The sequence below is a fragment of the Winkia sp. UMB3158 genome (genome assembly GCF_030217145.1).
In the GTDB taxonomy this organism is placed as follows: Bacteria; Actinomycetota; Actinomycetes; order Actinomycetales; family Actinomycetaceae; genus Winkia; species Winkia anitrata.
The window spans coordinates 115,041-137,654 of record NZ_JASONH010000002.1; the positions used below are offsets into that span (position 1 = coordinate 115,041).

Here is a 22,614-nt window from a genome sequence, read left to right on the forward strand (position 1 = left end):
TTCTGCTATTTCAGGTGTACCCAGATGGCGCTGTCGCGTTCTAGGTGTACCTTGCCGTCTTCGGCAGTGGCGCCCTTAGTGGCTACCACTGCTTCGCCCTCGATGTTGAGGGTGGCGTCTTCGCCCAGGTTCAGTGCCACTAGCACCTGCCCGTTGGTGAAGGCTAGCACGTCCTCGGGCGAGTCGCCCCACTGGAGGTCGCCCGTGCCCATGGAGAATGCCCTGCGCTGGGACAGAAGATGACGGTAGTGCGCCAGCGGCGAGGCCGAATTCTGCTCTTGCAGGTCGGCTGCCAGCTCTGCCCACAATTCTGGCTGCGGCAACCATGGGGTGCCGGTGCCGAAACCGTAGTTCTTGGCGTCGTGTACCCAAGGTAGCGGGATGCGGCAGCCGTCGCGGCCGGGAACGCGTTTACCGGTGCGGAACCAGGTGGGATCCTGGCGGGCGTCGTCATCCAGAGTGGTGTGCTCGGGCAGTCCCAGCTCTTCGCCCTGGTATATGTAGGCGCCGCCGGGAAGCCCCATCATGAACGTGGTGGCCGCTAGCGCGCGGCGGAGGCCTAGCTCGCGATCCGGCTGCGGATCCGAGGCGCCAATGCCCGACTCGGTGTCGTGGCCGACCTCGTAGCCCAGCCTGGTCGCGTGCCGGACTACGTCGTGATTAGACAGTACCCAGGTGACGGGTGCGCCTACCTTGCCAAATTCGGTGCGAGTGGTGTCGATTACCTGCCGAAGTTCTGCTGCCTGCCACGGGGCCTTCAGGTAGGCGAAGTTGAACGCCTGACTCATTTCGTCCTCGCGCACGTATTTGGCGGTGCGCGACAGGGGATCAACCCATGCTTCGGCTACCATCATGCGGTCGCGGCCGAATTCGTCCAATACTTTGCGCCACTCGCGGTAGATCTCGTGGACCCCATCCTGGTCGTAGTAGGGTTCCACGTTCTTGCCGCTGGTTTTTTCCGGGTCCCACCGGTCCGGGCCAATAGTGTCGTCGGGCAGGCCTTCGGCCTTTACGAGGCCGTGGGCCACGTCGACGCGGAAACCGTCGGTACCCTTTTCGCACCAGAACCGGAGGTAGTTCCTAAATAGTTCGTGTACCTGCGGGTTCTTCCAGTTGAAGTCCGGCTGTTCCGGATCGAACAGGTGCAGGTACCACCAGCCGCGGTCCTCTTCCTTGCCGGTGCGCAGGTCCACCTTGGACCAGGCGGGTCCGCCAAACATGGAACCCCAGTTGTTGGGAGCCCCGTCTTCGCTGTAACGGAAGATGTAGCGGTCGCGTTCGGGCGAGTTCGGCCCGGCAGCTAGTGCCTCCTTGAACCACTTATGGTCCGAGGACGAATGGTTCGGCACCACGTCGATGATCACCTTTATGCCCAGGGCGTGGGCGCGAGAGACCAACTTGTCGTAGTCGGCCAGGGTGCCATAGTCCGGGTTGATGTCGAAGTAGTCCGCAACGTCGTAGCCAGCATCTGCCTGCGGCGAGGGGTAAAACGGCGATACCCAGATCGCATCTACCCCCAGTTTGGCCAGGTAGTCTAGCTTCGAAATGATGCCAGGCAGATCCCCCAGGCCGTCTGCCCCCGAGTCCGCGAAGGATCGTGGGTAGACCTGGTAGATTACTGCGCTGCGCCACCACTGATCCATGTCCGGGCGCATAGTGGTATCGGTCAAGATTCCCCCTCCTAGGTTCTATTGTTTGACGCCACCGGCGGCTAGGCCGGCTACGATTCGGCGTTGGAATAGCAGTACAAGGATCACTAGCGGGATAGTGACTATCACGCCTGCCGCCATCTGTGATCCGAACGGGGTCTCAAAACCGCTGACCCCGCCAAATTTAGAGATAGCCACGGGGGCTGTTTGCATCTCGGGCTTGTTGATCATCGTAACGGCGATCAGGAATTCATTCCAGGTGTTGATGAATACGATGATCGCGGTGGTGAACACGCCTGGGGCGGCAATGGGCAGGATGACTCTGCGGAATGCCTGCCCGGGGGTGCACCCGTCTACCATTGCGGCCTGCTCTAGTTCGCGTGGCATCTGCTTGAAGAAGCTGGTCAGATTCCACACTGCCAGAGGCAAAGCGAAGGATAGGTCGGGCAGGATCATAGCCTGGTAGGTGTTGATCCATCCCCATGCGGTGAACAGTTTTAGCAGCGGCACAACGATTGCCACTAGTGGGAACATCGAGGTGGCGATCACAATTGTCAAGATGATTGATTTTCCAGGAAATTCCAGTCGCGCCAGGGCGTATGCGGTGACGGTCGCGATGATTAGGGCTAGCACGGTGGTTAGACCTGCCACTAGCACCGAGTTCAGCAGCGACCTGCCGAATTGGCGCGACGGGTCGAACACCTGCGTGTAGTTTTCCATGCTTAGCGTCTTCGGCCACAGGGTCGTGTCGAAGATGTCTTTAGTGGGGCGAAGCGACGAGACGATCATCCAGTAGAAGGGCGCCAGACAGAAGATGACTATGGTGGCGATCCCTATCCACGAGGACGTGTTGGACAGTCCCACTTTTAGCTTTGAGTCCTTCATCGGGTCTGCTCCTTCCCAGAAGCGTTGGCAACTCTGGTAACGCTGCTACCCTTTTGGGCCGCGCTAATTTCGGCTGGCCTGGTTGATGTGATTGACTTTTTCGACCTCTTGAAGAATTGCGATAGTCGCAGTTTGGAACCGGAGTTTGGTTCGTCTACCAGCTCTGCGCCCAGTACCTTGACGAAGGCGAAGGCGATCATGAATACGTAGATGAACAGCACAACTGCGTAGGCCGCTGCACTGCCGTAGCGCAGGTTTGAGGCGTCGTCTTGCACCAGCATCGACAGGGTTTCTACCGAAGCTTTGCGCGGACCGATCAGAATGTAGGGAAGGTCGAACATGCGCAGCGCGTCGAGCATGCGGAACAGTACCGCTACTACGAGGGCGGGTTTCACTAGCGGCAGCGTAATGGTCATGAACCTGCGCCAGGCACTCGCACCGTCAATCTTGGCGGCCTCGTAGACGTCGTCGGGGATGACCTGAAGACCCGCAAGTGTTAGCAGCCCGATGAAGGGTGCTGTCTTCCAGGTGTCAGCGATGATGATCGCAAACTTTGCCGGCCAGTCCGAAGTTGCCCACAGGATTTGCGTGTTGAACAGGGCGTTTGCGGCGCCGTGCGCGTCAAAGATCCACTTCCACAGCACTGCGGAAACAGCGGTAGGAATGGCCCAGGGGACCAAGATTGCGGCTCGCACTAGGCCGCGTCCCTTCATGGCCTTGTGCATGATCAAGGCCATTGCCACACCCAACACGGTTTCGATCGCTACCGTGACAGTGGCGAAGAAAGTGGTGTTCCAGAAAGCGTTCCAGAAGCGGGAGCCGGTGTCGCCGCGGAAGATGTTGACATAGTTTTCCAAGCCGACGAACGGTTCGCTGTCGCGGACGAAGCCCGTGGATGGGTCAATGCCGCGAAAGCCCCACAGGGATTGGTAGAGGGCGGAAATGGTGGGGAACAAGATGACGATGGCAATGACGATGATGGTGGGGGAAACCAGCCATCCGGCTAGTTTCGCCTGCGCCTTCCCCGAATCGGTCAATGCCAGTGATTTAGATTTTGCCATGGCAGTTTCCTTTACTTCCCCGAGGTCATTTTGGTTAGCTTCTTTGCCAACCCGTCCAGGGCCGGACCCGTTTCGGTTTCACCTTTCAGCACCGGGAATACGGCGTCCTGAATGGTGGTGGAAACATCCCCGTAGTTGTAAACCTGCGGGCGGGGCACTGCGCTCTCGATGGATTTCTTCAGTGACGGCAGGTAGGGGAATTGTTTGATCAGGCTCGGGTCGTCGTAGAGCGAGGTGTAGATAGGAGCCAAAGTGGTTTCGGTTAGGAGCCGCTTCTGGATGGGCTCCGAGGTGTACCACTTGATGAAGTCCAGGGCAGTGGCCCTGTTCTTGCAGTAGGAAGAGATAGCCGCGTTGTGCCCGCCTAGAGAGGAGGTGCCGCCCTCGGGCTTGTCTGCGGTAAAGCCAGGCATGGGGGCAACGCCCATCTTGTCGCCCAGTTTTTCCTTGCTGAGGGCGTATTGGTACGGCCAGTTGCGGTAGTACAGGACGCGCTCTGATTCAAAGGCGTTGCGGCCTTCTTATTCCTTGTAAGTTAGTGATTCTTTGGGGATGAAGCCGCTCTTGAAACCGTCGGCGATAACTTTTAGCCCCTTCTTCGCTTCGGGGGAGTTGACCTTGACTTTGCCGTCCTTGTCAACCGTCTGGCCGCCGAAGGCGTGAATGGCTTCGTCCGCATTTACGGTTAGGCCTTCGTATTTGGCGAATTGGCCGGCGTAGCAGCCAATGTCTTTGTGGCCCGGAAGAGCCCGGACTGCATTGCAGCCTTTCTTCATGTCATCCCAGGTCTTGGGGGCTTTGGTAATGCCCGCCTTTTGCAGAAGGTCTTTGCGGTAGAACAAGATGCCGCCATCGGAGCCGTGCGGCATAGCGAAGAGCTGACCGCGGTACATGCCGGTCTGCCACACCGGAGGAAGGATCTTTTCCTTAGGGAATTGGTTTTCGGGTAGCGGCAGAATCCATCGGTAGGCAGCAAATTCCGCCATCCACACGTTGTCTAGAGATAGTACACAGAACGAATCGGACTTGGTCTGCGCGTTTTGCACCATCGAATTGCGTTGCTGGTCCGCTTCGGAGGATAGTTCAATCATGGTCACGCGCTCTTTGGGGTGGGCCTTATTCCAGTCCTCGAGCATCGGTGCTAGTTTGCCGGAGTTGTCTTTGCCCTGCACGTATGTGATGGGGCCTCGGCCTTCGATCTTTCCTGATTTGATGTCTTCTTCACTTACCGTATTGCCGCCGCACGCTGTAAGTGCTAGTGCAGCGCAAGCGGCCAAAGCGCCAAGTGAGAGCGCTTTTGTCTTCATCTCCGCGTAACTCCTTTGTTAATCGGGACGGGGTGTCGTACGCCTTCTCGACGCGCGTCGACCATTCCAGTGTAGCCCTTTGGGTGCGGAGGTTGTAAAGCCTAAAAAGGGATCTCCTCTTAGTTTTCCTTTGCGGCTACTTTTTCTTGTTCTTCATTGCCGAGCTAGCGCGCTCCGCCGTCTTCTTCGCGAACTTACTGGTAGAAGTGAAGGCTTTTCTAGTTGCCTTAGCGGTCGTAGAGCCCGCCCTCTTCACGCCTCTCCCCATGGAACGGCCGACCTTTGTTGCGCCCTGCCTGCCTTTAGTGCCACTTTGGCGCAATAGTTCCTTCGCTTTGTCGAGGGCGGCGATGATCTTAGGTCTGGTAGGAATCCAAAATGCGCGCCACCGCTGCTGAATATTCTTAAAGGAATCGGGCCTGCCAAGTGCTCTTGAAGTGCCTAGAGCGGAAAGTAACACAAGCGCGGTTAGGGCCCAGATGACTACCTGCGACAGCGAAAAGCCGGCATTGTCGCGCCCTTCAACAGCGAAACCGGTATTAAGTACGCGCGGGTTAGTCCAGGTCACGGTGTTGCCGTCTGCCTTGGCCCCGTAGGAACCGGAAATGTCGGTGACCGGCCCGGGGAAGGTGATCGAGAACTTGAATTGCGCGCCCTCGACAATGCTGGAGTAAGAAGGGTCCCCCGGCAAGGACACGCGGTAGCGGCCGCTGTAGTGCTTGATGGTTACGAAAGGCGAACCAGAGTTAGCGATCGGCTGCGGCTTGGTGAAGTCGATGACGCAGTTGATCTCTTGTTTGGTGGATTTGTCTTCCACGCGCGTCTGCCCTTGTCCGCCCGCTTGCAGCAGCAGGTTCTTTAGCGAAGTGCACGTCAGCTGACTACCGGCCTCGACAGGCACTGCCAGCGTGGAGTGCATCGTGTATGTCTGATCCGGATAGATATGCAGTGAAGTATCCGCTTCGCACCCACTCAGAACAACGGCACAAAGGCACAGTAATAGCGCGAGTAGGCCGAAGCGACGACGGGCGGAAGCAGTTCTCATGCTCTAAGCGTTCCACATTTTCCGCGCCTGCGGGTAATGGAATTGGCGCGCACGGGTTCGCCTGCGCCCACTTTGTGTCGGCACCAGGCAGGCAAAGAAAAGTGGCTCTACCTGGGAAAGGTGTAAAGGCAGCCGAAAGTGTTTAGTCTTCTAAGCGGACCGAAAGCCTAAGTTTTGGGCGCAATAACTCCGATTCGGAAGTACATCGTTATGCAGCAGACCCCGCACATCAACCCCACAGGACCAATAGCGAACACGGTACTAATGCCAGGAGACCCCCTGCGCGCAAAATTTATTGCCGAAACCTATTTGCGTGACGTAGTCCAATTCAACTCGGTGCGCGGGATGCTGGGCTTTACCGGCACGTATGAGGGGACTCAGGTTTCCGTGATGGGCTCTGGCATGGGGATCCCCTCCATCAGCCTATATGCCCACGAACTGATTCACTTCTTTGGGGTGCGCAATGTTATCCGGGTAGGTTCTTGTGGCGCTTTACAGCCCGACCTGGACTTATACGATGTGGTGGTGGCGTCCTCAGCTTCGACTGATTCAAATTTCATCAACCAGTTCAACCTGCCGGGAACCTATGCTCCCACCGCTTCCTGGGATTTGCTCGAGGGCGTATACCAGGAGTCGCTGCGCCAAGACACCCCGATTCACGTAGGTAATATCTTGTCCTCGGACGTGTTCTACAACTTCGACCAAACCGTGAATGAGCGGTGGGCGAAGATGGGCGTACTCGCCGTGGAAATGGAATCTGCCGGCCTGTATTCGGTAGCCGCCGAGGCCGGAGCTAACGCCCTCGGTATATTTACCGTCTCGGACAACATAGTCACGGGCGCGCACACCAGTGCCCAGGAACGCCAGGAGGCCTTCACTAAGATGATCGAACTGACCCTGCCCGTAGCAGCCAAGGAGGCCCAGAAGTGACTGCCGCAGCTAAGAGCGCAAAACTAAAGAGGTCGCCCTCACCGGAGGCTGCGGTCCCGATCATGCTGTTCACGTTCGTGTTCAGCCTGATCATTGACAATGGCTTCAAGTTCATGACTTCCTCGATGGGGCAGGCGCTGCACCTGAGTCTGAACCAGGTGTCACTGCAAGCATCCTTGGCGGGCATTCTGATCGGCATCGGGGCGGTTGTCTACGCGGCGCTGTCAGACTTCGTGCCCGTCCGCACCCTGATGTTGGCGGGCATTACGTTGGCTATCGTAGGATCCCTCCTGGGCTTCTTAGGGCAGGCTTCGTGGCCGCTCGTGCTGCTAGGACGCATCGTCCAAACTGCGGGGCTGGCTGCGGCGGAAACACTGTACGTCATTTACGTGACGAAGCAGCTGAGTGAGGCCCAGCAGAAAACCTATCTTGGTTTTTCGACGGCTGCCTTCCAGGCATCCACCCTCTTCGGGGCGTTGGCCAGCGGTTTCATGGCCACCTACGTGTCCTGGACTGCCATGTTCGCAATCCCGCTGATCCTGGTGTTCGCCATTCCAATTATTTTGCGTACCGTCCCCGCGGACGAAGAACTACAAACCGGCAAGGTGGACTGGATCGGACTGGCGCTGATCGCCATCTTCGCCTCCTCGCTGATCATGTTCATGCAGGAATTTAAGATTGTCTGGCTGGCGCCAACCCTTTTAGGCATCGTCCTATTTGCCGTGCACGTAGCCAAGTCGCCCGCGGCGCTAGTGCACCCCCGCTTCTTCCGGAACGGGCGTTATATCTGGGCGCTGGTGTTTGTGTTCATCGTCTACTCGGTACAGCTCGGCTTCATCGTGTTGTTCCCCGCCGTTGCGCAGCAGGTACACGGTTACAAGGCTGCGGGTGCGTCCCTGCTGCTAGCGCCCGGTTATGTCGGCGCCATCTTGGTTGGAGTGGCTTCCGGTAAGATCGGCCAACTGCTGTCTACCCGCAAAGCAATCTACACTGCGGCCGCCTCTATTGTGATTGCGCTGCTGCTCATGGGCTTCTTCATGAAGGCTTCCCCGGCAGTGTTCGTCGTGGCCTCGCTGCTGTTCGCGTGCGGCTACGCCCTTATGTATGCCCCGCTACTGTCGTCTGCGCTAGCAAAGATTCCCGGCGAACAATCTGGCATTGCCGTTGGTTTCTATAACTTGACTGTGAACATTGCGATTCCGTTGGGCATTGCCTACAGCGCGAAGCTGGCCGACCTGCACCTGGAGCTTCCCGGGGTGCTCGGGGGCACGGGCGGATACGCGGCGGTCATGTTTATCCTGGCTGCGATAGCCCTGGTCGGTGCCATCATCTATGTGGTTGCCGATACAAACATGGCTCGAATTGAAAAGCGGAACCGGCAGCGCCGGACCCTACAGGAGGAAAAGTGAAACGTTCGGAATTAGCTCGCATGATCGATCACACCTTGCTGAAGCCTGAAGCAACCCCCGCGGACTTTGAGGCTCTAGGCAAGGAGGCCGCCCGGCTGGGCACCTATTCCGTGTGCGTTTCGCCCTCGGCTCTACCACTTTCTGTTCCCGAGGGCGTGCACGTGGCCACCGTCTGCGGCTTCCCCTCAGGGGCTGTAAAGCCGCAGATCAAGGCTGCAGAGGCGGCACAGGCTGTCAGCGATGGTGCCGAAGAAGTTGACATGGTGATCAACGTGGGCAACGCCAAGGCAGGTAATTACGCCCAGATCGAGGACGAAATTGCGCAGGTGCGCGCTGCTATCCCCGCCGCGGTGTTGAAAGTGATCATAGAATCAGCAGCCCTAACCGACGAGCAGATTGTGGCCGTCTGTGAGGCCGCTGTAGCCGCTGGCGCTGATTTCGTAAAAACTTCTACCGGATTCCACCCAGCCGGAGGTGCTAGCGAACACGCCGTGGCGCTGATGGCAAAGACTGTGGCCGGCAAGGCCGGGGTGAAAGCATCGGGCGGCATTCGCACGGCCGAAGCGGCACAGAAAATGGTGGCTGCAGGAGCCACCCGCCTAGGTCTATCGGCGTCGGCAAAAATCCTGCAGGAAATGGCGGACTAATGCAGCTACTAGCCAGGGCAAAACAGTGGGCACAGGCAGATCCCGACCCGGCCACCAAGGAAGAACTACTCCGGCTCATAGAGGCCGCCCAGGCTGGTGACAAAGATGCGAAAGGCCAGTTGAAGGACGCATTTTCTGGGCCTTTGCAATTTGGCACGGCGGGGCTGCGCGGCGCCCTCGGCCCCGGCGAGTCGCGCATGAACGAAGCGGTAGTGGTGCGCGCTACCGCGGGGCTGATGTCCTGGCTGAACAGCAAAGTTGCAACCCCCAGGGTGGTAATTGGGTGCGATGCGCGCTACGGCTCTGCCCAACTTGCCTCAGCAGCTGCCGAGGTCGTTAGCGCGGCCGGCGGCGAAGCGCTCAAGCTGGCCCCCGCACAACCCACTCCCATCACCGCCTTCGCCGTGCGGAAGTTGGGTGCCGACGCGGGAATCATGGTGACCGCCTCCCACAATCCTGCTCGCGACAACGGCTACAAGGTCTACCTTGGTGGCCGAATCGCCACCGGTCCAGCTCAGGGGGTGCAGATCATCTCGCCCGCCGACGCTCAGATCGCGGAGGCCATCGTTGCCGCCAAGCCTGCAAACCAAGTGCCGCGCTCGCGGCAGGGGATAGTGGCCGTGGACGTGGCCGAAGAATACCTACGAGCGGTGGTGGCTCCTTCCCCGCAGCAGGATTTAAAAATCGTGCTTACCCCCATGCACGGGGTGGGCGGCCCCCTGTGCCGAAAGGCGCTGCAGCGGGCTGGCTTCGCTGACGTAACCCTGGTGGCTGCGCAGGCGGATCCCGATCCTGACTTTCCGACCGTCGCCTTCCCCAATCCGGAAGAGGTCGGGGCGCTCGACCTGGCATTCGAAACCGCAACCCAGGTTGGCGCCGACCTAGTCATAGCGGTAGATCCGGATGCGGATCGCTGCGCCGTCGCAATACCCGCTGGCCAGGGGTTTAAACAACTATCAGGGGAGGAGACTGGAGCCCTGTTGGGAAACGCCGTTGCGGCGCAAGGAGGCAGCGGTACCCTGGCAACTTCGATCGTGTCTTCGCGCCTACTCGGAGAGATAGCGCGTGCTAACGGGCTGGACTTTGTGCAGACTCTGACCGGCTTCAAATGGATAGCTTGTACCCCAAACCTGCTCTACGGTTACGAAGAAGCCATCGGCCACTGCCCGGCACCTGCCCTAGTGCGCGACAAGGACGGAATTGCCGCAGCGGTAGCCATTGCCAAGCTCGCTGCCAAACAGAAAAAAGCGGGCAATACTTTGCAAGATGCGCTCGACGAGCTGGCCCGTCGCTTCGGCCTGTACCAAACCGCACCGCTGACCTTCCGCGTAGACTCGCTCCCAGAAATTGAGCGGGCAATGGAGCGCCTCCGCCAAAATCCGCCCACCGCCCTCGCCGGAGCAGCAATAAGTAAGATCGAGGATCTTTCGAACGGTACTGACACGCTGCCGCCCGCAAATGTCCTAGTTTTGCAAACTGAAGCAAACGACCGGGTAGTGATCCGCCCCTCGGGAACCGAACCTAAGCTCAAGTGCTACCTAGAAGTAGTGTTGCCCGCAGGTGACGAAGTGCCCTATTTAGCCGCAAAACAACGGCTAGAACGGGTCCGTGCCGAGGTTAGTGCCGCGTGCGGACTGTGACAATAAATAAAGGTAAATTGTGACTAATGCTAACTAAGCTTAAAGAAAGTTTTGCATAGAAATAGCCTCTTTCAACGGAATACAAAGTACAGATATGGCCAAAATGTGGGTATAGTAAGGCAAATCTGAAATTGTTCCCAATCGCGGAGGTAACATGGCGAACGTCGCCGAGTCACAGTGGAATCCCCCAGGCAAACGATTTTTCGGGCATCCCCTAGGGCTGATGCCACTATTTACCACCGAAGCATTTGAGCGGTTCAGCTACTACTCGATGCGAGCCATACTGCTCTACTACCTGGTAGACACGCTGGCGAACGGTGGGCTGGCCCTTGACGACGCGATCGGCCAGTCGCTGGCACAGATCTATTCAGCTTCGGTGTTCCTACTGTCCGTCCTGGGCGGTTGGTTCGCAGACCGCGTGTGGGGGCCGCGACGGTCCACCCTGTACGGCGGACTAGTCATTATCGGCGGCCACATCTGCCTGGCCATCCCAATTGCCACTATGTCCTATATAGGCATCATCCTGGTGGCCCTGGGCACCGGCTTGCTAAAGCCGAACATTTCGGCAATGGTCGGAAACCTGTACCGCGACGACGATCCTAAGCGTGAGGCCGGCTTCTCGATCTTCTACATGGGCATCAACATTGGCTCTTTTATCTCCTCGTTCATTGTTGCTGCCGCCCGCAACTGGGGTGGCTACCACGCAGGCTTCTCGGTGGCCGCAGTAGGCATGGGCATAGCCCTCGTCTTCTACATTCAGGGACGCAAGTACCTGAACCCCAGCGTCGATGACGTTCCCAACCCGCTATCGCAGAGTGAACGTTCCCGCATGTGGGTACTGGTAGTAGGCATTATTGCTGGCCTGGCCCTGGTACTGATCCTGGTACACCTGGTGACCGGCAAAGACTGGTTGGTCAATGCGATAGACTCGTTAACGCTGTTGGCTCTGGCCGCACCTATCTGCTACTTCGTAGTGATGTTCCGCTCCAAGAAGGTTACTGTCGAGGAGCGCTCGCGACTGTCCGCCTTCATCCCACTGTTCGTAGCTGCAATGCTGTTCTGGATGATCTTCGAACAGGCTGCGTCCTCGATGGCCGCATTCGCCAAAGACGACACCAACCTGGCAGTAGCCGGCATCACCATCAACCCCGAGTGGTACCAGTCCATCAACCCGATGTTCATCGTGCTGCTATCGCCCCTGTTCGCAGCCCTTTGGACCAGGGTAGGTAGCCGCGTCCCCACCGCCGTGAAATTCACGATCGGTTTGGCGCTCGCCTCCTTGTCCTTCATCTGGTTGGGTGCATGGGCCAGCGTCTATTCCGGCGGAAAATCGCCCTGGTGGGTACTCGCCTTCACCTACGTAATCCAGACGGTTGGCGAGCTGTGTCTGTCGCCTGTGGGGCTAGCAGCCACCACATTGCTGGCACCTAGGGCATTCAAGAGCCAGGCGATGGCACTGTGGTTCCTATCTTCGGCCTCGGGCCAGGCAATCACCGCCCAGGTACTGCAGCATACCGGCAATCTGTCGAACACCACCGTGTTCGTTGGCACCGGCATTGTTTCCTTGGTCTTCACCCTGATCCTGGCATGCCTGACTCCGTGGATTGGGCGCCACATCAACGCTGGGATGAACGAAAACGCGGAATAGTCGGTTCCGGTAACTGAAAATATTGGCCCTCGACAGGTAAAAGCTCCTGTCGAGGGCCAATATTTATGTCTACGTCCCGACCAAACGGGGGAGCCCACTTTGTTTAGTGCCAGTGTCGCATGCGGCAGTGGTGCTTCCGAAAGCCTGGGCGGCCGAAGCCTAGCGGCCCCTCATGTGGGCCATCAAAACCGCGAGTTCCCATGTGTGGGTGGCCGAAGCGGCCGTGGCCGCGCTCGAAATCGGTGCGAGCGCACCGCACACGCTTAGCGAACTTGGGGTCTAAATCTTCTATCTTCTGCGTAATCCGTTCCAGATAGGAAACTAGGTCAGCCAGTTCCTCTTCGGTCAGCACGTCGAAGATCTGTTCTTCGCAAGAAGGCTGCTCTTTTTGTTCCTGCCTAGCTTTTGCGCCCTCTTCTGTCAACGATATGTCCATTGCGCGCCGATCAGATTCTGAGGGGGTGCGTTTTAGCAGTCCTTTCGATTCCAGCTTCGAGATTAGCTCGGCGGCACCTTGTCTGGACATTCCTAGCAGGTAGGTGAGCTCCTTCTGAGTCATTGTCTCCTTCATTGCCAGAAGGGCCAAGACGCGGCCCTGACCGTGTCTTGGATCAGCCCAAGGAGCGCGTCCGCTGCCGCGCCCGCGGCGCTTGTGCATCTGCCACATAGAAATGTAGCGGAGCTTTGCAGCTACCTGACCGCGCAGATCTTCCTCGTCCGATCCGGGGAAGGGGGGCTGGTCGTTCCTGTCGCCGTTAACGTCAGGGCAGTGACGTTCTGGCGAGCTATTGTTTTTGTTTACCATGCGAACTCCTATAAATGGCAAGCACTTGACTATCAAGTACTTGCTATAAAACATACGGACTTAAATAGTAACTGTCAAGTGCTTGCCTTTTGGGTGGCCTCGAAAACCTGAATAGCCGCATCCCGGGCATGGTTCGCTGCCCTACAAATAATCGTCGTTTAGAAGGGATTTCCCCTGGGGTGCGGCTTCTGCCGCACCCCAGGGGCAAATGTGCACTGTATCTACCCGTCCAGTGCGCAGGGAAGGAACTAGGCGCGCAAGCCCTTCTCGATGGCGGCGCCCACTTCCTGGTCAATGTTCTTCCAGTACTTGATCACGTTAGTGAGGACGGGCTCCTTGCCCTGCCCTTCGTTCAGCATGCCGACTACAGTGTCTACCAAGTCAGCGCGCTCCTGGTCGGTGTAAATGTTACGCACCAAATCGTGAGCCTGGCTGAAGTCGTCGTCCTCGGAATGCAAGGTGGCGGCGCTGCGGACCAGTTCTCCATCGCTCTGCCAAGAGGCCTCGTCTACGCCTCCAGCCTGCCCCCAGTCGCGACCGTACGAATTGGGGGCGTATACCGGAGCATCCCCGGAGTCCTCGAATGCCATCTGCCCGTCGAAAGTGTAGGCGTTCGTGTCTACCACAGGGCGGTTTACTGGCAGCTGTGCGTAGTTAGTGCCAATGCGGTTACGTTGGGCGTCCGCGTAGGCGAATGCGCGTCCCAGCAGCATCTTGTCTGGGGATAGGCCCGTGCCCGGAACAATGTTCGAGGGCGCAAATGCTGCCTGCTCGATCTGGGTGAAGAAGTTGGTCGGGTTCTGGTTCAGCGTGAACTTGCCAACCGGGATTAGTGGGTAATCCTTCTTAGAAATAGTCTTCGTCAGATCGAAGGGATTGAAGCGGTAGGTCTTCGCCTCCTCGTAAGGCATGATCTGGAAGTCCACGCGCCACGATGGGTATTCGCCCCGGTCAATGGCCTCGAATAGGTCCTGCCTGTGGAAGTCGGGGTCGGATCCGGCCAACTTTTCGGCCTCGTCGTTGGTCAAGTTCTGCACGCCCTGCTCGGTGTGGAAGTGCCAGCGCACCCAGAACAGTTCGCCCTCGGAATTGATCAGCGAGTAGGTGTGGGAAGAGTAGCCGTTCATGTGCCGGTAGGACTTCGGAATGCCGCGTGGCCCCATAAGGTAGGACACCTGATGGGCGCTCTCGGGGGACAGGGACCAGAAATCCCACTGCATGTTGTTGTCGCGCAAGCCCCTGTCGGGCAGGCGCTTTTGTGATCGGATGAAGTGAGGGAACTTCAGTGGGTCGCGCATGAAGAATGTAGGCGTATTGTTTCCCACCATGTCGAAGTTACCCTCTTGCGTGTAGAATTTAAGCGAGAATCCGCGCACGTCACGCCACGTATCTGGCGATCCCATTTCGCCAGCTACAGTAGAGAAGCGAGCAAGCATCGGAGTTTTCTTACCCTTTTGTAGAAAATCTGCGTGAGTGTACTTCGAAATGTCCTCGGTTACCTCGAAAACGCCAAACGCCCCTGACCCTTTAGCGTGAGGGCGCCGCTCCGGAACGTTCTCGCGGTTGAAGTGAGCTAGCGACTCCACCAGGTGAACGTCGTGCAACACGATTGGACCGTCCGGGCCCACGGTCAGCGAGTGCTCCTCGGACACTACTGGGGCACCAAAGTCCCCTGTAGGGTTCTTTTCTGGGTTCTTGGGCATGGCAACTCCGTTCATTTAGTGGAATATTTTTGCTACTAAAATTTCGCCTTTAGCGACAATTTTAAACTATCCAGAATGTTCCTGTGATGCAGAACAATGCCGTGGAACACATTGTGGCCTGCACCTTTGCAAACGCTGGTCGCGAACTCTCCCTTCCCTGCGCAATGAGGTTTATGCAAGGGCGTTGGCAAGTTTTTGATGCGTTAGAAAAATCAGGGACTTCTGTCCGGTGCAAAAGTTATTTTCGTCTGCAAAGATAGAACATGTCATCGGGCGTTGAGGCTGACGCCCCTTTCAAGGCTCAGGAGGCTGAACAAAGTTATGACCGTTACCGCAAAGGACATCCAGGCCGCTGCTCCGGCTAATGCACCCGAAGAAGTAGTGCAGTGGGTTGCAAAGATTGCCGAAATCACCACACCGGAATCTGTCGAGTTCTCTGACGGTTCCCAGGAAGAATGGGATCGCCTAACCTCGATGATGGTGAAGACCGGGATGCTCACCAAGCTCAATGAGGAAAAGCGCCCGAACTGTTTCCTCGCTCGTTCGCTGCCCTCCGACGTGGCTCGCGTCGAGTCGCGCACCTTTATCTGCTCCGAAAAGGAAGAGGACGCTGGCCCCACCAACCACTGGGCAGATCCGAAGGAAATGAAGGAAACCCTGATTGGTGAAAAGGGTGTCTTCCGTGGGGCTATGAAGGGCCGCACCATGTACGTGGTTCCCTTCTCGATGGGCCCGCTCGGCGGCCCAATCTCTCAGCTTGGCATCGAAATTACTGACTCGCCTTACGTAGTCTGCTCGATGCGCATCATGACCCGCATGGGCGCCAAGGCGCTGGATCTGATTGCCGAAGGCAAGCCGTGGGTTCCCGCAGTTCACTCCGTTGGTGCTCCTCTGGAAGAGGGCCAGGAAGACACTGCTTGGCCATGTAATGACGAGAAGTACATTACTCACTTCCCCGAAGCCAACGAGATTTGGTCCTACGGTTCCGGTTACGGCGGAAACGCACTGCTGGGCAAGAAGTGCTTCGCTCTGCGTATTGCGTCGACCATGGGCCGCCGAGACGGCTGGATGGCAGAGCACATGCTGGTTCTGCGCCTGACTGAAGAGGCAACTGGCAACCAGTACCACGTCACCGCCGCGTTCCCGTCGGCATGTGGCAAGACCAACCTGGCAATGCTGCAGCCCACCATCGAGGGCTACAAGGTAGAAACCGTTGGCGACGACATCGCGTGGATGCGTCCGGGCCCGGATGGCCGCCTGTACGCCATCAACCCCGAGGCCGGCTTCTTCGGTGTTGCCCCCGGTACTTCTTACAAGACCAACCCGATGGCAATGGACACCGCTCGCGCCAACTCGATCTTCACCAACGTCGCACTGACCGACGATGGCGATGTCTGGTGGGAGGGCATTGACACTGAACTGCCCGATCACCTGATCGACTGGCAGGGCAACGACTACACGCCCGAGGACGCAAAGGCTGGCAAGAAGGCCGCACACCCGAACTCCCGTTTCACCGTGCCTGCTTCGCAGTGCCCGATCATTTGCCCCGACTGGGAAGCACCTCAGGGTGTCCCAATCGACGCAATCCTGTTCGGCGGCCGCCGCGCTACCAACGTGCCGCTAGTTGCAGAGCAGTACACCCCGGCACACGGCGTCTTCATTGGCGCAAACGTGTCCTCTGAGGTCACCGCTGCGGCAACTGACGTCAAGGCTGGTTCGCTGCGTCACGACCCGTTCGCAATGCTTCCGTTCTGTGGCTACAATATGGCCGACTACTGGGGCCACTGGCTCGAGATGCAGCAGAAGCTGGGCGACAAGTTCCCGAAGGTGTACCAGGTCAACTGGTTCCGCAAGGACGAAGACGGCAACTTCATTTGGCCAGGATACGGCGACAACTCTCGCGTCCTGGACTGGATCGTCCGCCGCGCTTCCGGCCAGGTAGATGCCATCGAGGGCGTCACCGGCCTGTACCCGAAGTTCGAGGACTTCAACCTCGAGGGCACTGGCCTTGGCAAGGAAGAATGGGACAAGATGTACACCATCGATCCGGAAGCATGGGAAGCCGAGGCTGAAGATACTGCAAAGTACTTCGAGCAGTTTGGCGACAAGGTTCCGCAGCCCCTCCTCGATGAGCTGCAGGCACTGCGCGATCGCATCGCCGCCGCTAAGAAGTAGCCAGCTAGTCTCCTCCAGATAGCTAGAAGAGGGGCCGGTAGGGAAACCTACCGGCCCCTTTCTATGCCCGCTCAGGCCCCGGTAAGGAGCGCCTACTAGGAGCAATAATCGCCCGGCTGGGGCGGCGTGCTCGCCCTCGGGAAAAATAGACAAGAATTTTGCTTGAAAAGTAGAGCCATAGGGAACATGCACCTTTCAACATGCGAAAACTGTGCGTAAAGGCAACAATAAGAGCGTGAGTAATGCATTCGGTACGTCCCCCTTGGCGCAGCTGTTGCCAGTAACGGCGCCAACGGTTATGTTCCGAGAAGAGCACATGTCAAAAGGGGTGGCGCCGCTCTTTGAAATTACTCGTATTGGCAAGTACATGTCGGTGGGGCTGGCTCTGCGCAAGGCAGGCAAGCTGAATGTGCTCACCACAAGAAACAAGATGATTGGGCACCTGCTGGACCTATCCACCAGGGGTCAACTATTGGATCTTGCCTGGTCCAATTTTGAATCGTTGCGCATTAGCCCAGACGGCACCCCTGAACTGCGAATCCGTGTGATTGGGCAGAAGGAAGAACGCTACCTGCGCATAGACAATGGGACGAACCTTATTTCGGCGCTGCTGTGGCGCTTCCCGGTAAAGCACGTGCGCGATCTACTACCAAAGGTAGACATGGGCGATGGGGGTATTGTGGTAGTGCCGCAGGCAGAATCGATTGCCGTAGTCTCGGAGCAGACGGCTCACATCCAACTGGCAAAGATCCTGCAACCGTACGCAGTCAATGCCCGCCCAGCATCTACCTCAACCCCGGTGCCGCTGCGGCTAACCAACAGCGGGTGGGTAGAATACTTGCCGCCGGCCGGGTCTAAGGCTCACGAGTACGCGCAAACTATTATGGAAGTACAAGAACTGCGGAACAAGCGCGGTTACGTGGATGCCTCCTACCGAGTGCACCTGCGGTAGCTGGGCCTTCTGCGATCCGGCGCCCCGCCTGCCCTAACTTCAGAAAGGTGTTTATAGCTAATGAGCCAGCCAGCCTCTAGAGCGTCTAACAGGCTGACCCGACTAATAGCTGTACATTCGGTACAAACCTCTGTGGGCCCCGCCGAGCTGGTCATTACCGTCACTACAAAAGATGGTGCCGTCGAGGCGCGCATAGACGAGCCCGTCTCGCTGCAAGACGAACTGCCCATGATGGTGCTTCGCCGCTTTTCCGAGGTCGTAGCTTGGAAACAACCGGCAGCCGTGCGGATTTCGGCGTGCCGGGTGGCAGACGAGATCAGATCTTACGAAGATTCGTTCCCAATAATTACCCTGGTCGACGGCACCGATCCGATTGCCCGCAAACTGGGGGCTGAGGTGCGCGCGCGGGCCGCTGAGTGGGCCGGAGATAATGCGGCCCATCTGCGGGAGTTGGCGAAAGCGCAGGCTACCCGCAAAAAATTCGAGGACGCCCTCGTGAAACCGCTAGTAGTAGTGGCAACGGACGGTTCGGTAGGAAGAGGAAACCCGCAGGGAGCCTGGGCGTGGATTGATTCGCTTGGGGGAGGCAACGGTGACCTGTATACGGGCGACATCGTTGAGTGCGAGCTGTGGGCAATCATCCGGGCGATCCGCTCGCATCCGAACACTAGGATGCGGATCATTACCGACTCGCAGGTGTCCGTGGATCTGGTGGAAGCGCGACTCTCGCCGCAAGCCAGGCGCGAACGGGAGCAGGGCAAGGACCCGGTGGACATGCCAGAGATCAGCCGGGATGCTTCCGCGCTGGCAGATAAGGCTGCCCGGGCAATCGAAAAACACGTGGGCGTAGTGTCTTTGGAATGGGTGCGCTCGCACGCGGCAAAGCCCCAAAATTTGGCCGAATATATGAATGAGGGCGCCGATACCGCTGCCGTGTTAGTACGGCGACGGCTCAGCGACCCTCAGCTTGCTAATAGGGAGGACGTGCGGGCTCGCGTGCGCACTGTTGCCAGTGCGACGATCGCGAACTACAGGCGTTCCCTCTAGGCCCCAACCTTGTTGGGGTCAGTGACTGGCGGCAAGGTGGACCAGGGGAAATTGATCCACTTATCGGTTTTCTTCAGCACGTAATCTGGCTTGACGATCGAGCGAGACTTCTCGTAGATGACCGCGCTGCGAACCTCAGAGACTTCAACTACTTCTTCGTCGGCAGAAACAACGCCATGCTTGGACACCAGGTCGACAACTAGCTGCAGGGTTTTACCCGAATCTGCTACGTCGTCAACTACCAGCACCTTCTTGCCACGCAGTGCTGAAGTGTCCATGAGCGGGGGAAGAACCACCGGCTCGGGAAGGGTTTCAGCAATGTCAGTGTAGAACTCTACGTTCAGGGTGCCGATCGACTTGGTGCCGAGGGCGTAGGACAGGGCGCCTGCGGGGAGCAAGCCGCCACGGGCTACTGCCACTACCAGGTCGGGCATCCATCCCGATTCGTAGATGTGTTCGGCAAGCGTGCGCATGCCGTCGCCAAAGGCTTGCCAGGTTAGAACTTCGCGGTCGTTTTCCTTCTCCATGTCAATAGCCTAGTGCAAAAATTTTGCGACGCCTAAGCGGATTGCCTACTTGTCAGTGATCATTAGCTCGAAAATGGTGGACAGCGTCGTTGGCGTCTCGCCTACTGTTTCGCCGTAGTGGTCGGTGTAACCCTCCGGGTAGACGTCAAAGACCGTGTAGGCGGTGCGAGCTAGCAGTGCCAGATCCTTCAGGGAACCGGTGCACTTGATGTTCACGGCGTCCATGATGCGCTGGAAGTACTCTTCAATTTCGTGCTGCCATTCGAACTCGGCATACTGCAGAATTTCGTAGCAGTGCTGGTCGCGGGAGGCGTATAGGCGCATTTCCTGGGCGATTATTGCCCTATGGTTGCCGGTAATGGCATCCAGGAACGGAGTTAGGGCAGTTTCCGCACGCTTGGGCGCGGGGGCGTCCATGTCGATACCTTCGAGGACAGTCTGCAGTTCCTCCCACACCTCTACGGTGTGAACGCGCAGGTGCTGGTAGTACCAGCCGATAAGAGTGGATACGAAGTCCGACTTATCTACGAAATTGTAGTAGAAAGCGCCCCGGGTAAAACCGGCAGCTTCCGAAATAGTTCCCACGGTCATGGCGGGGATACCAGTCTTGATTACAAGCTGCAGGCCGCCTTCCAGGAGTGCCTGGCGGGTAGCTTCGCGCTTTGAGTGCTCCCATCCAGTGGGGGCCGCTAGATCAACAGACATAGACATTTTTGCCCTTTAGTTACGTATAGTAGTTTCGGTGTGTGCATGCAATACGCGTACATACGAGTATGACTTTATCGAGGTGGAGCAGCTTCAAGAAGTCCTATTTGTAGGTTTGCCACATGCGGTTATAGCGGATAACTATTGTGCGGCATGCTCGCCACCTCTTCTGATAAGCATATATATTAACGATTTCTAATGAAAGTGGCGACGTGTCCCAAAAGCAGGCAATATACAGGCGCAGGCGCATAGTTGCTGCCCTATTTGTTGTATTTATAGTTGTCTTGGTCATATACGCGCTCGCGGCTATACGTGAAGCCAATCGCCCCGAGTCGGTAGCGCCTGTTTCTGCGGCAGCAACGCCAAAGTTGGATTATTCCGGATTTGAAGCGGGAAATATTATTTCCGACGAAGATTTTGGGAACTGGCTTTCCATGGATGAACGCTCAATCGCACGTTTTATTGAGTCAGCGGGGCAGAGGTGCACGCCCGGAGGAAAAATAGAGTGTCTAAAGTCTGCACGATTTTCCTTAGAAGGCCAGGGATGGACGGAGTATTGTCGGCCCGTTGAGGGCGGCAAGAACCTTCCGGCGGCCACGATCATTGCTCGAGTCGCCGAGGCGTGCCGCCTGAACCCGCAGGTAATACTCGTTACTCTGCAAAAAGAACAGGGCCTTATTACGGCTTCGGAGAAGAATCTGAAACCTACCTCTTATGATTCGGCAATGGGATTCGCGTGCCCGGATGGGGCAAAATGCGACCCGCGCTTTAAAGGGTTTTCGAAACAGATCTACTGGGCGGCCAGCCAGTTCAATCGGTATCGGGCTAATCCGGCCGAATATGCCTTCCAAAGCGGACGCGAACAAGACATTCCGTTTTCAGTGAATAAAAAGTGCGGGGCCGCTCCGGTGTATCTGCGAAATTCTGCCACTGCCGCCCTCTACAATTACACGCCGTACCAGCCGAACGACAACGCGTTAGCGCACAACTATTCAGATAAGTGTGCCCAGGCGGGCAACGCCAATTTTTACGCCTATTTCAAGTATTGGTTTTCCTGAGGGTGCGCATCTGCTTTAGGTAGTTTCTCCCCAACTGTTCCGGGGGCACTTTTTCGCCGTGAAAATACCAGCTCAAGATGGCGTCCCCGCAAAATTGGCGGGAGCATTTGCCGCAGCTTAGCACCCGCGTGGGACGGCGGTAGCGAGGGCTTTCGTGGCCGGCAGGGCAGCGGCCAATCCATGGCGCGGGAGCAGTGGGCAAAGAGGCGGGTAGGCTAGCGCGTGGGGAGGCTCCCAACTGGGCGGCGATCTTTTTCCATTTGGGGCCGTGGCCTGCGCTGGCACCCGCCAGTGCGTGGGCTACTTCGTGCAGGATGACGTTGCGGACCGCCTCCTTGGGGTAGAGCGGTAACAGTACCCGCGACAGGGTGATCGTCTTCTTGGCGTGGTGGCAGGCTCCGGCGCGCCTGTGGGCGTGGTCTGCTTTTACTTGCCAGTCCAACCCGCGCTGGGCCAGGATCTGCCGAGTGAGCGCAATGGCCGCATCAATTTCCATTGGGGCGCGCCCACCACCAAGAGGCGTCTGCGAAGGAGGCTGTATCTGTTGCGGTGATTGCCCCTGCAGCTAGCCTGTCGTTACCCAGCAGATCTACTACCGAAGTGTCAGTGCGCAGTTGATCCCCGCCGAAGGCGAAGAGGACGTGTTCTCCGCGTGCGGTCGGTTCATCCTTGCACCAGTCGGCTCGCCCACCCAATCGGGGAGCGGTGTTTAGGGGGAAGGCGTTCAGCACGTCCTCGTAAATTCCGTATTGGCGCAGGTCGGTAAGGGAAGTTAGGGGAGTGTCGGGGAATACCTTGTTGAAGTGGAGAATATACAGTTCGTCGAATCCTGCTTCGGACGGAGAAATGTATTCGTAACCGGCTTCGGCGCGAACCTTGACCTCTCCGTCAGCTGCGAAAGCCGCATGCTTTAGCTCGGCCTGGTAGACCTCGCGAGTGCGCTCTTGCGCGTTCATTCCAATAGAAACGGGCTTGATAGCCAGGCGTATCAGCGGGGCTTGTCCCCTACCATATTCAGCGTCCGTGCCAACGAAGATCTGCAACAGGCCGCGATCAGGCAGCCACGGCAACACCTTGGGGAGCTCTTCCAAGTCAAGCTGCAACAGCAAGGCTAGCGGCCCCTCTTGCCCCTGGGGTACGCCGCGCGCATCCAGCAGCGGGATGCCGCCCAACTTATTGCCGGCTAACGTTGGTTTTCCCGAGGTCGGCCGCAAATAAATTGCAGCGGTCTTCGTTTCTTCACGCACCGCGTGAGCTACCTGCTGCAGGCGCGGATCGCCGCTGTAAGGAGGCGGCACTTTGCGCGCGGGGATTAGCTTCGGCTGCTCGGGCTGGGGGATCTGTTCGGGCACGTCAGATTCGGGCGCACTACCGCCCCGAAAGAACTCTAATATTCGCTGAAACAATCCCACGACTGAAAG

The 22,614-nt window shown here is 57.7% G+C and carries 19 protein-coding genes and 1 pseudogene; 9 read left to right on the forward strand and 11 right to left on the reverse strand.

From position 1 onward, the window contains the following. Positions 1–5: 5 nt before the first annotated feature. The 5 genes and pseudogenes from QP400_RS02435 to QP400_RS02455 form a co-directional block, all read right to left on the reverse strand. Positions 6–1,670: a glycoside hydrolase family 13 protein gene (locus QP400_RS02435; protein ID WP_053086217.1), complete on the reverse strand. Its 1,665-nt coding sequence runs from the start codon at positions 1,668–1,670 to the stop codon at positions 6–8. Positions 1,671–1,688: 18 nt separating this feature from the next. After that, positions 1,689–2,534 (reverse strand): carbohydrate ABC transporter permease, encoded by an 846-nt coding sequence (locus tag QP400_RS02440; RefSeq protein WP_070424934.1) that lies wholly within the window; start codon positions 2,532–2,534, stop codon positions 1,689–1,691. Next, positions 2,531–3,595: a carbohydrate ABC transporter permease gene (locus tag QP400_RS02445; RefSeq protein ID WP_070424935.1), complete on the reverse strand. Its 1,065-nt coding sequence runs from the start codon at positions 3,593–3,595 to the stop codon at positions 2,531–2,533. Before QP400_RS02445 ends, QP400_RS02440 begins: the two co-directional genes overlap by 4 nt. A gap of 11 nt (positions 3,596–3,606) precedes the next feature. Then, positions 3,607–4,902: pseudogene (locus QP400_RS02450) on the reverse strand (ABC transporter substrate-binding protein). 136 nt (positions 4,903–5,038) lie between these two features. Beyond that, positions 5,039–5,947, reverse strand: a complete 909-nt coding sequence (locus QP400_RS02455) for an LppM family (lipo)protein (protein WP_141740496.1) — start codon at positions 5,945–5,947, stop codon at positions 5,039–5,041. A 210-nt stretch (positions 5,948–6,157) separates the two neighbouring features. On the opposite strand from QP400_RS02455, the gene deoD reads away from it, so the two are divergent. The 5 genes from deoD to QP400_RS02480 all read left to right on the forward strand — a co-directional run bounded on the left by deoD (position 6,158) and on the right by QP400_RS02480 (position 12,221). Further along, complete coding sequence (deoD, locus tag QP400_RS02460; RefSeq protein ID WP_070424964.1) at positions 6,158–6,877, forward strand: purine-nucleoside phosphorylase; 720 nt, start codon at positions 6,158–6,160, stop codon at positions 6,875–6,877. Next, positions 6,874–8,286: an MFS transporter gene (locus QP400_RS02465; RefSeq protein WP_070424938.1), complete on the forward strand. Its 1,413-nt coding sequence runs from the start codon at positions 6,874–6,876 to the stop codon at positions 8,284–8,286. Before deoD ends, QP400_RS02465 begins: the two co-directional genes overlap by 4 nt. Beyond that, complete coding sequence (gene deoC / locus QP400_RS02470; protein WP_083285962.1) at positions 8,283–8,933, forward strand: deoxyribose-phosphate aldolase; 651 nt, start codon at positions 8,283–8,285, stop codon at positions 8,931–8,933. The genes QP400_RS02465 and deoC overlap by 4 nt, the downstream gene beginning before the upstream one ends. Further along, complete coding sequence (locus tag QP400_RS02475) at positions 8,933–10,573, forward strand: phospho-sugar mutase (protein WP_285462484.1); 1,641 nt, start codon at positions 8,933–8,935, stop codon at positions 10,571–10,573. Before deoC ends, QP400_RS02475 begins: the two co-directional genes overlap by 1 nt. A gap of 154 nt (positions 10,574–10,727) precedes the next feature. Beyond that, positions 10,728–12,221 (forward strand): peptide MFS transporter, encoded by a 1,494-nt coding sequence (locus tag QP400_RS02480; RefSeq protein WP_070424940.1) that lies wholly within the window; start codon positions 10,728–10,730, stop codon positions 12,219–12,221. A 103-nt stretch (positions 12,222–12,324) separates the two neighbouring features. Here QP400_RS02480 and QP400_RS02485 read toward each other — a convergent pair whose 3' ends face one another. Continuing rightward, entirely contained in the window at positions 12,325–13,026 is a 702-nt protein-coding gene (locus QP400_RS02485) for a MarR family winged helix-turn-helix transcriptional regulator (RefSeq protein ID WP_053086216.1), read from the reverse strand. 248 nt (positions 13,027–13,274) lie between these two features. After that, entirely contained in the window at positions 13,275–14,744 is a 1,470-nt protein-coding gene (locus QP400_RS02490; RefSeq protein ID WP_239659979.1) for a catalase, read from the reverse strand. Positions 14,745–15,050: 306 nt separating this feature from the next. Between QP400_RS02490 and QP400_RS02495 the strand changes: the two genes are divergently transcribed. From QP400_RS02495 to QP400_RS02505, 3 genes are all read left to right on the forward strand, one after another. Then, positions 15,051–16,904, forward strand: a complete 1,854-nt coding sequence (locus QP400_RS02495) for a phosphoenolpyruvate carboxykinase (GTP) (RefSeq protein WP_070424941.1) — start codon at positions 15,051–15,053, stop codon at positions 16,902–16,904. Between the two features lie 235 nt (positions 16,905–17,139). Then, entirely contained in the window at positions 17,140–17,856 is a 717-nt protein-coding gene (locus QP400_RS02500) for a hypothetical protein (protein WP_048708123.1), read from the forward strand. A 60-nt stretch (positions 17,857–17,916) separates the two neighbouring features. Continuing rightward, positions 17,917–18,903, forward strand: coding sequence for a ribonuclease HI (locus QP400_RS02505; protein ID WP_004808059.1), 987 nt, complete (start codon positions 17,917–17,919; stop codon positions 18,901–18,903). On the opposite strand, the gene QP400_RS02510 is transcribed toward QP400_RS02505, so the two are convergent. After that, positions 18,900–19,430, reverse strand: a complete 531-nt coding sequence (locus tag QP400_RS02510; RefSeq protein WP_004808061.1) for a phosphoribosyltransferase — start codon at positions 19,428–19,430, stop codon at positions 18,900–18,902. The two genes, QP400_RS02505 and QP400_RS02510, sit on opposite strands and share 4 nt — an antisense overlap. A gap of 45 nt (positions 19,431–19,475) precedes the next feature. Continuing rightward, on the reverse strand, positions 19,476–20,141 hold the full coding sequence (locus QP400_RS02515) for a TetR/AcrR family transcriptional regulator (RefSeq protein WP_285462486.1): 666 nt from the start codon (positions 20,139–20,141) through the stop codon (positions 19,476–19,478). A 206-nt stretch (positions 20,142–20,347) separates the two neighbouring features. On the opposite strand from QP400_RS02515, the gene QP400_RS02520 reads away from it, so the two are divergent. Then, positions 20,348–21,193, forward strand: a complete 846-nt coding sequence (locus QP400_RS02520; RefSeq protein WP_004808064.1) for a hypothetical protein — start codon at positions 20,348–20,350, stop codon at positions 21,191–21,193. On the opposite strand, the gene QP400_RS02525 is transcribed toward QP400_RS02520, so the two are convergent. Then, positions 21,174–21,689 (reverse strand): SprT-like domain-containing protein, encoded by a 516-nt coding sequence (locus QP400_RS02525; protein ID WP_004808066.1) that lies wholly within the window; start codon positions 21,687–21,689, stop codon positions 21,174–21,176. The two genes, QP400_RS02520 and QP400_RS02525, sit on opposite strands and share 20 nt — an antisense overlap. Further along, on the reverse strand, positions 21,679–22,605 hold the full coding sequence (locus QP400_RS02530; protein WP_004808067.1) for a DUF1963 domain-containing protein: 927 nt from the start codon (positions 22,603–22,605) through the stop codon (positions 21,679–21,681). The genes QP400_RS02525 and QP400_RS02530 overlap by 11 nt, the downstream gene beginning before the upstream one ends. Between the last annotated feature and the right edge of the window lie 9 nt (positions 22,606–22,614).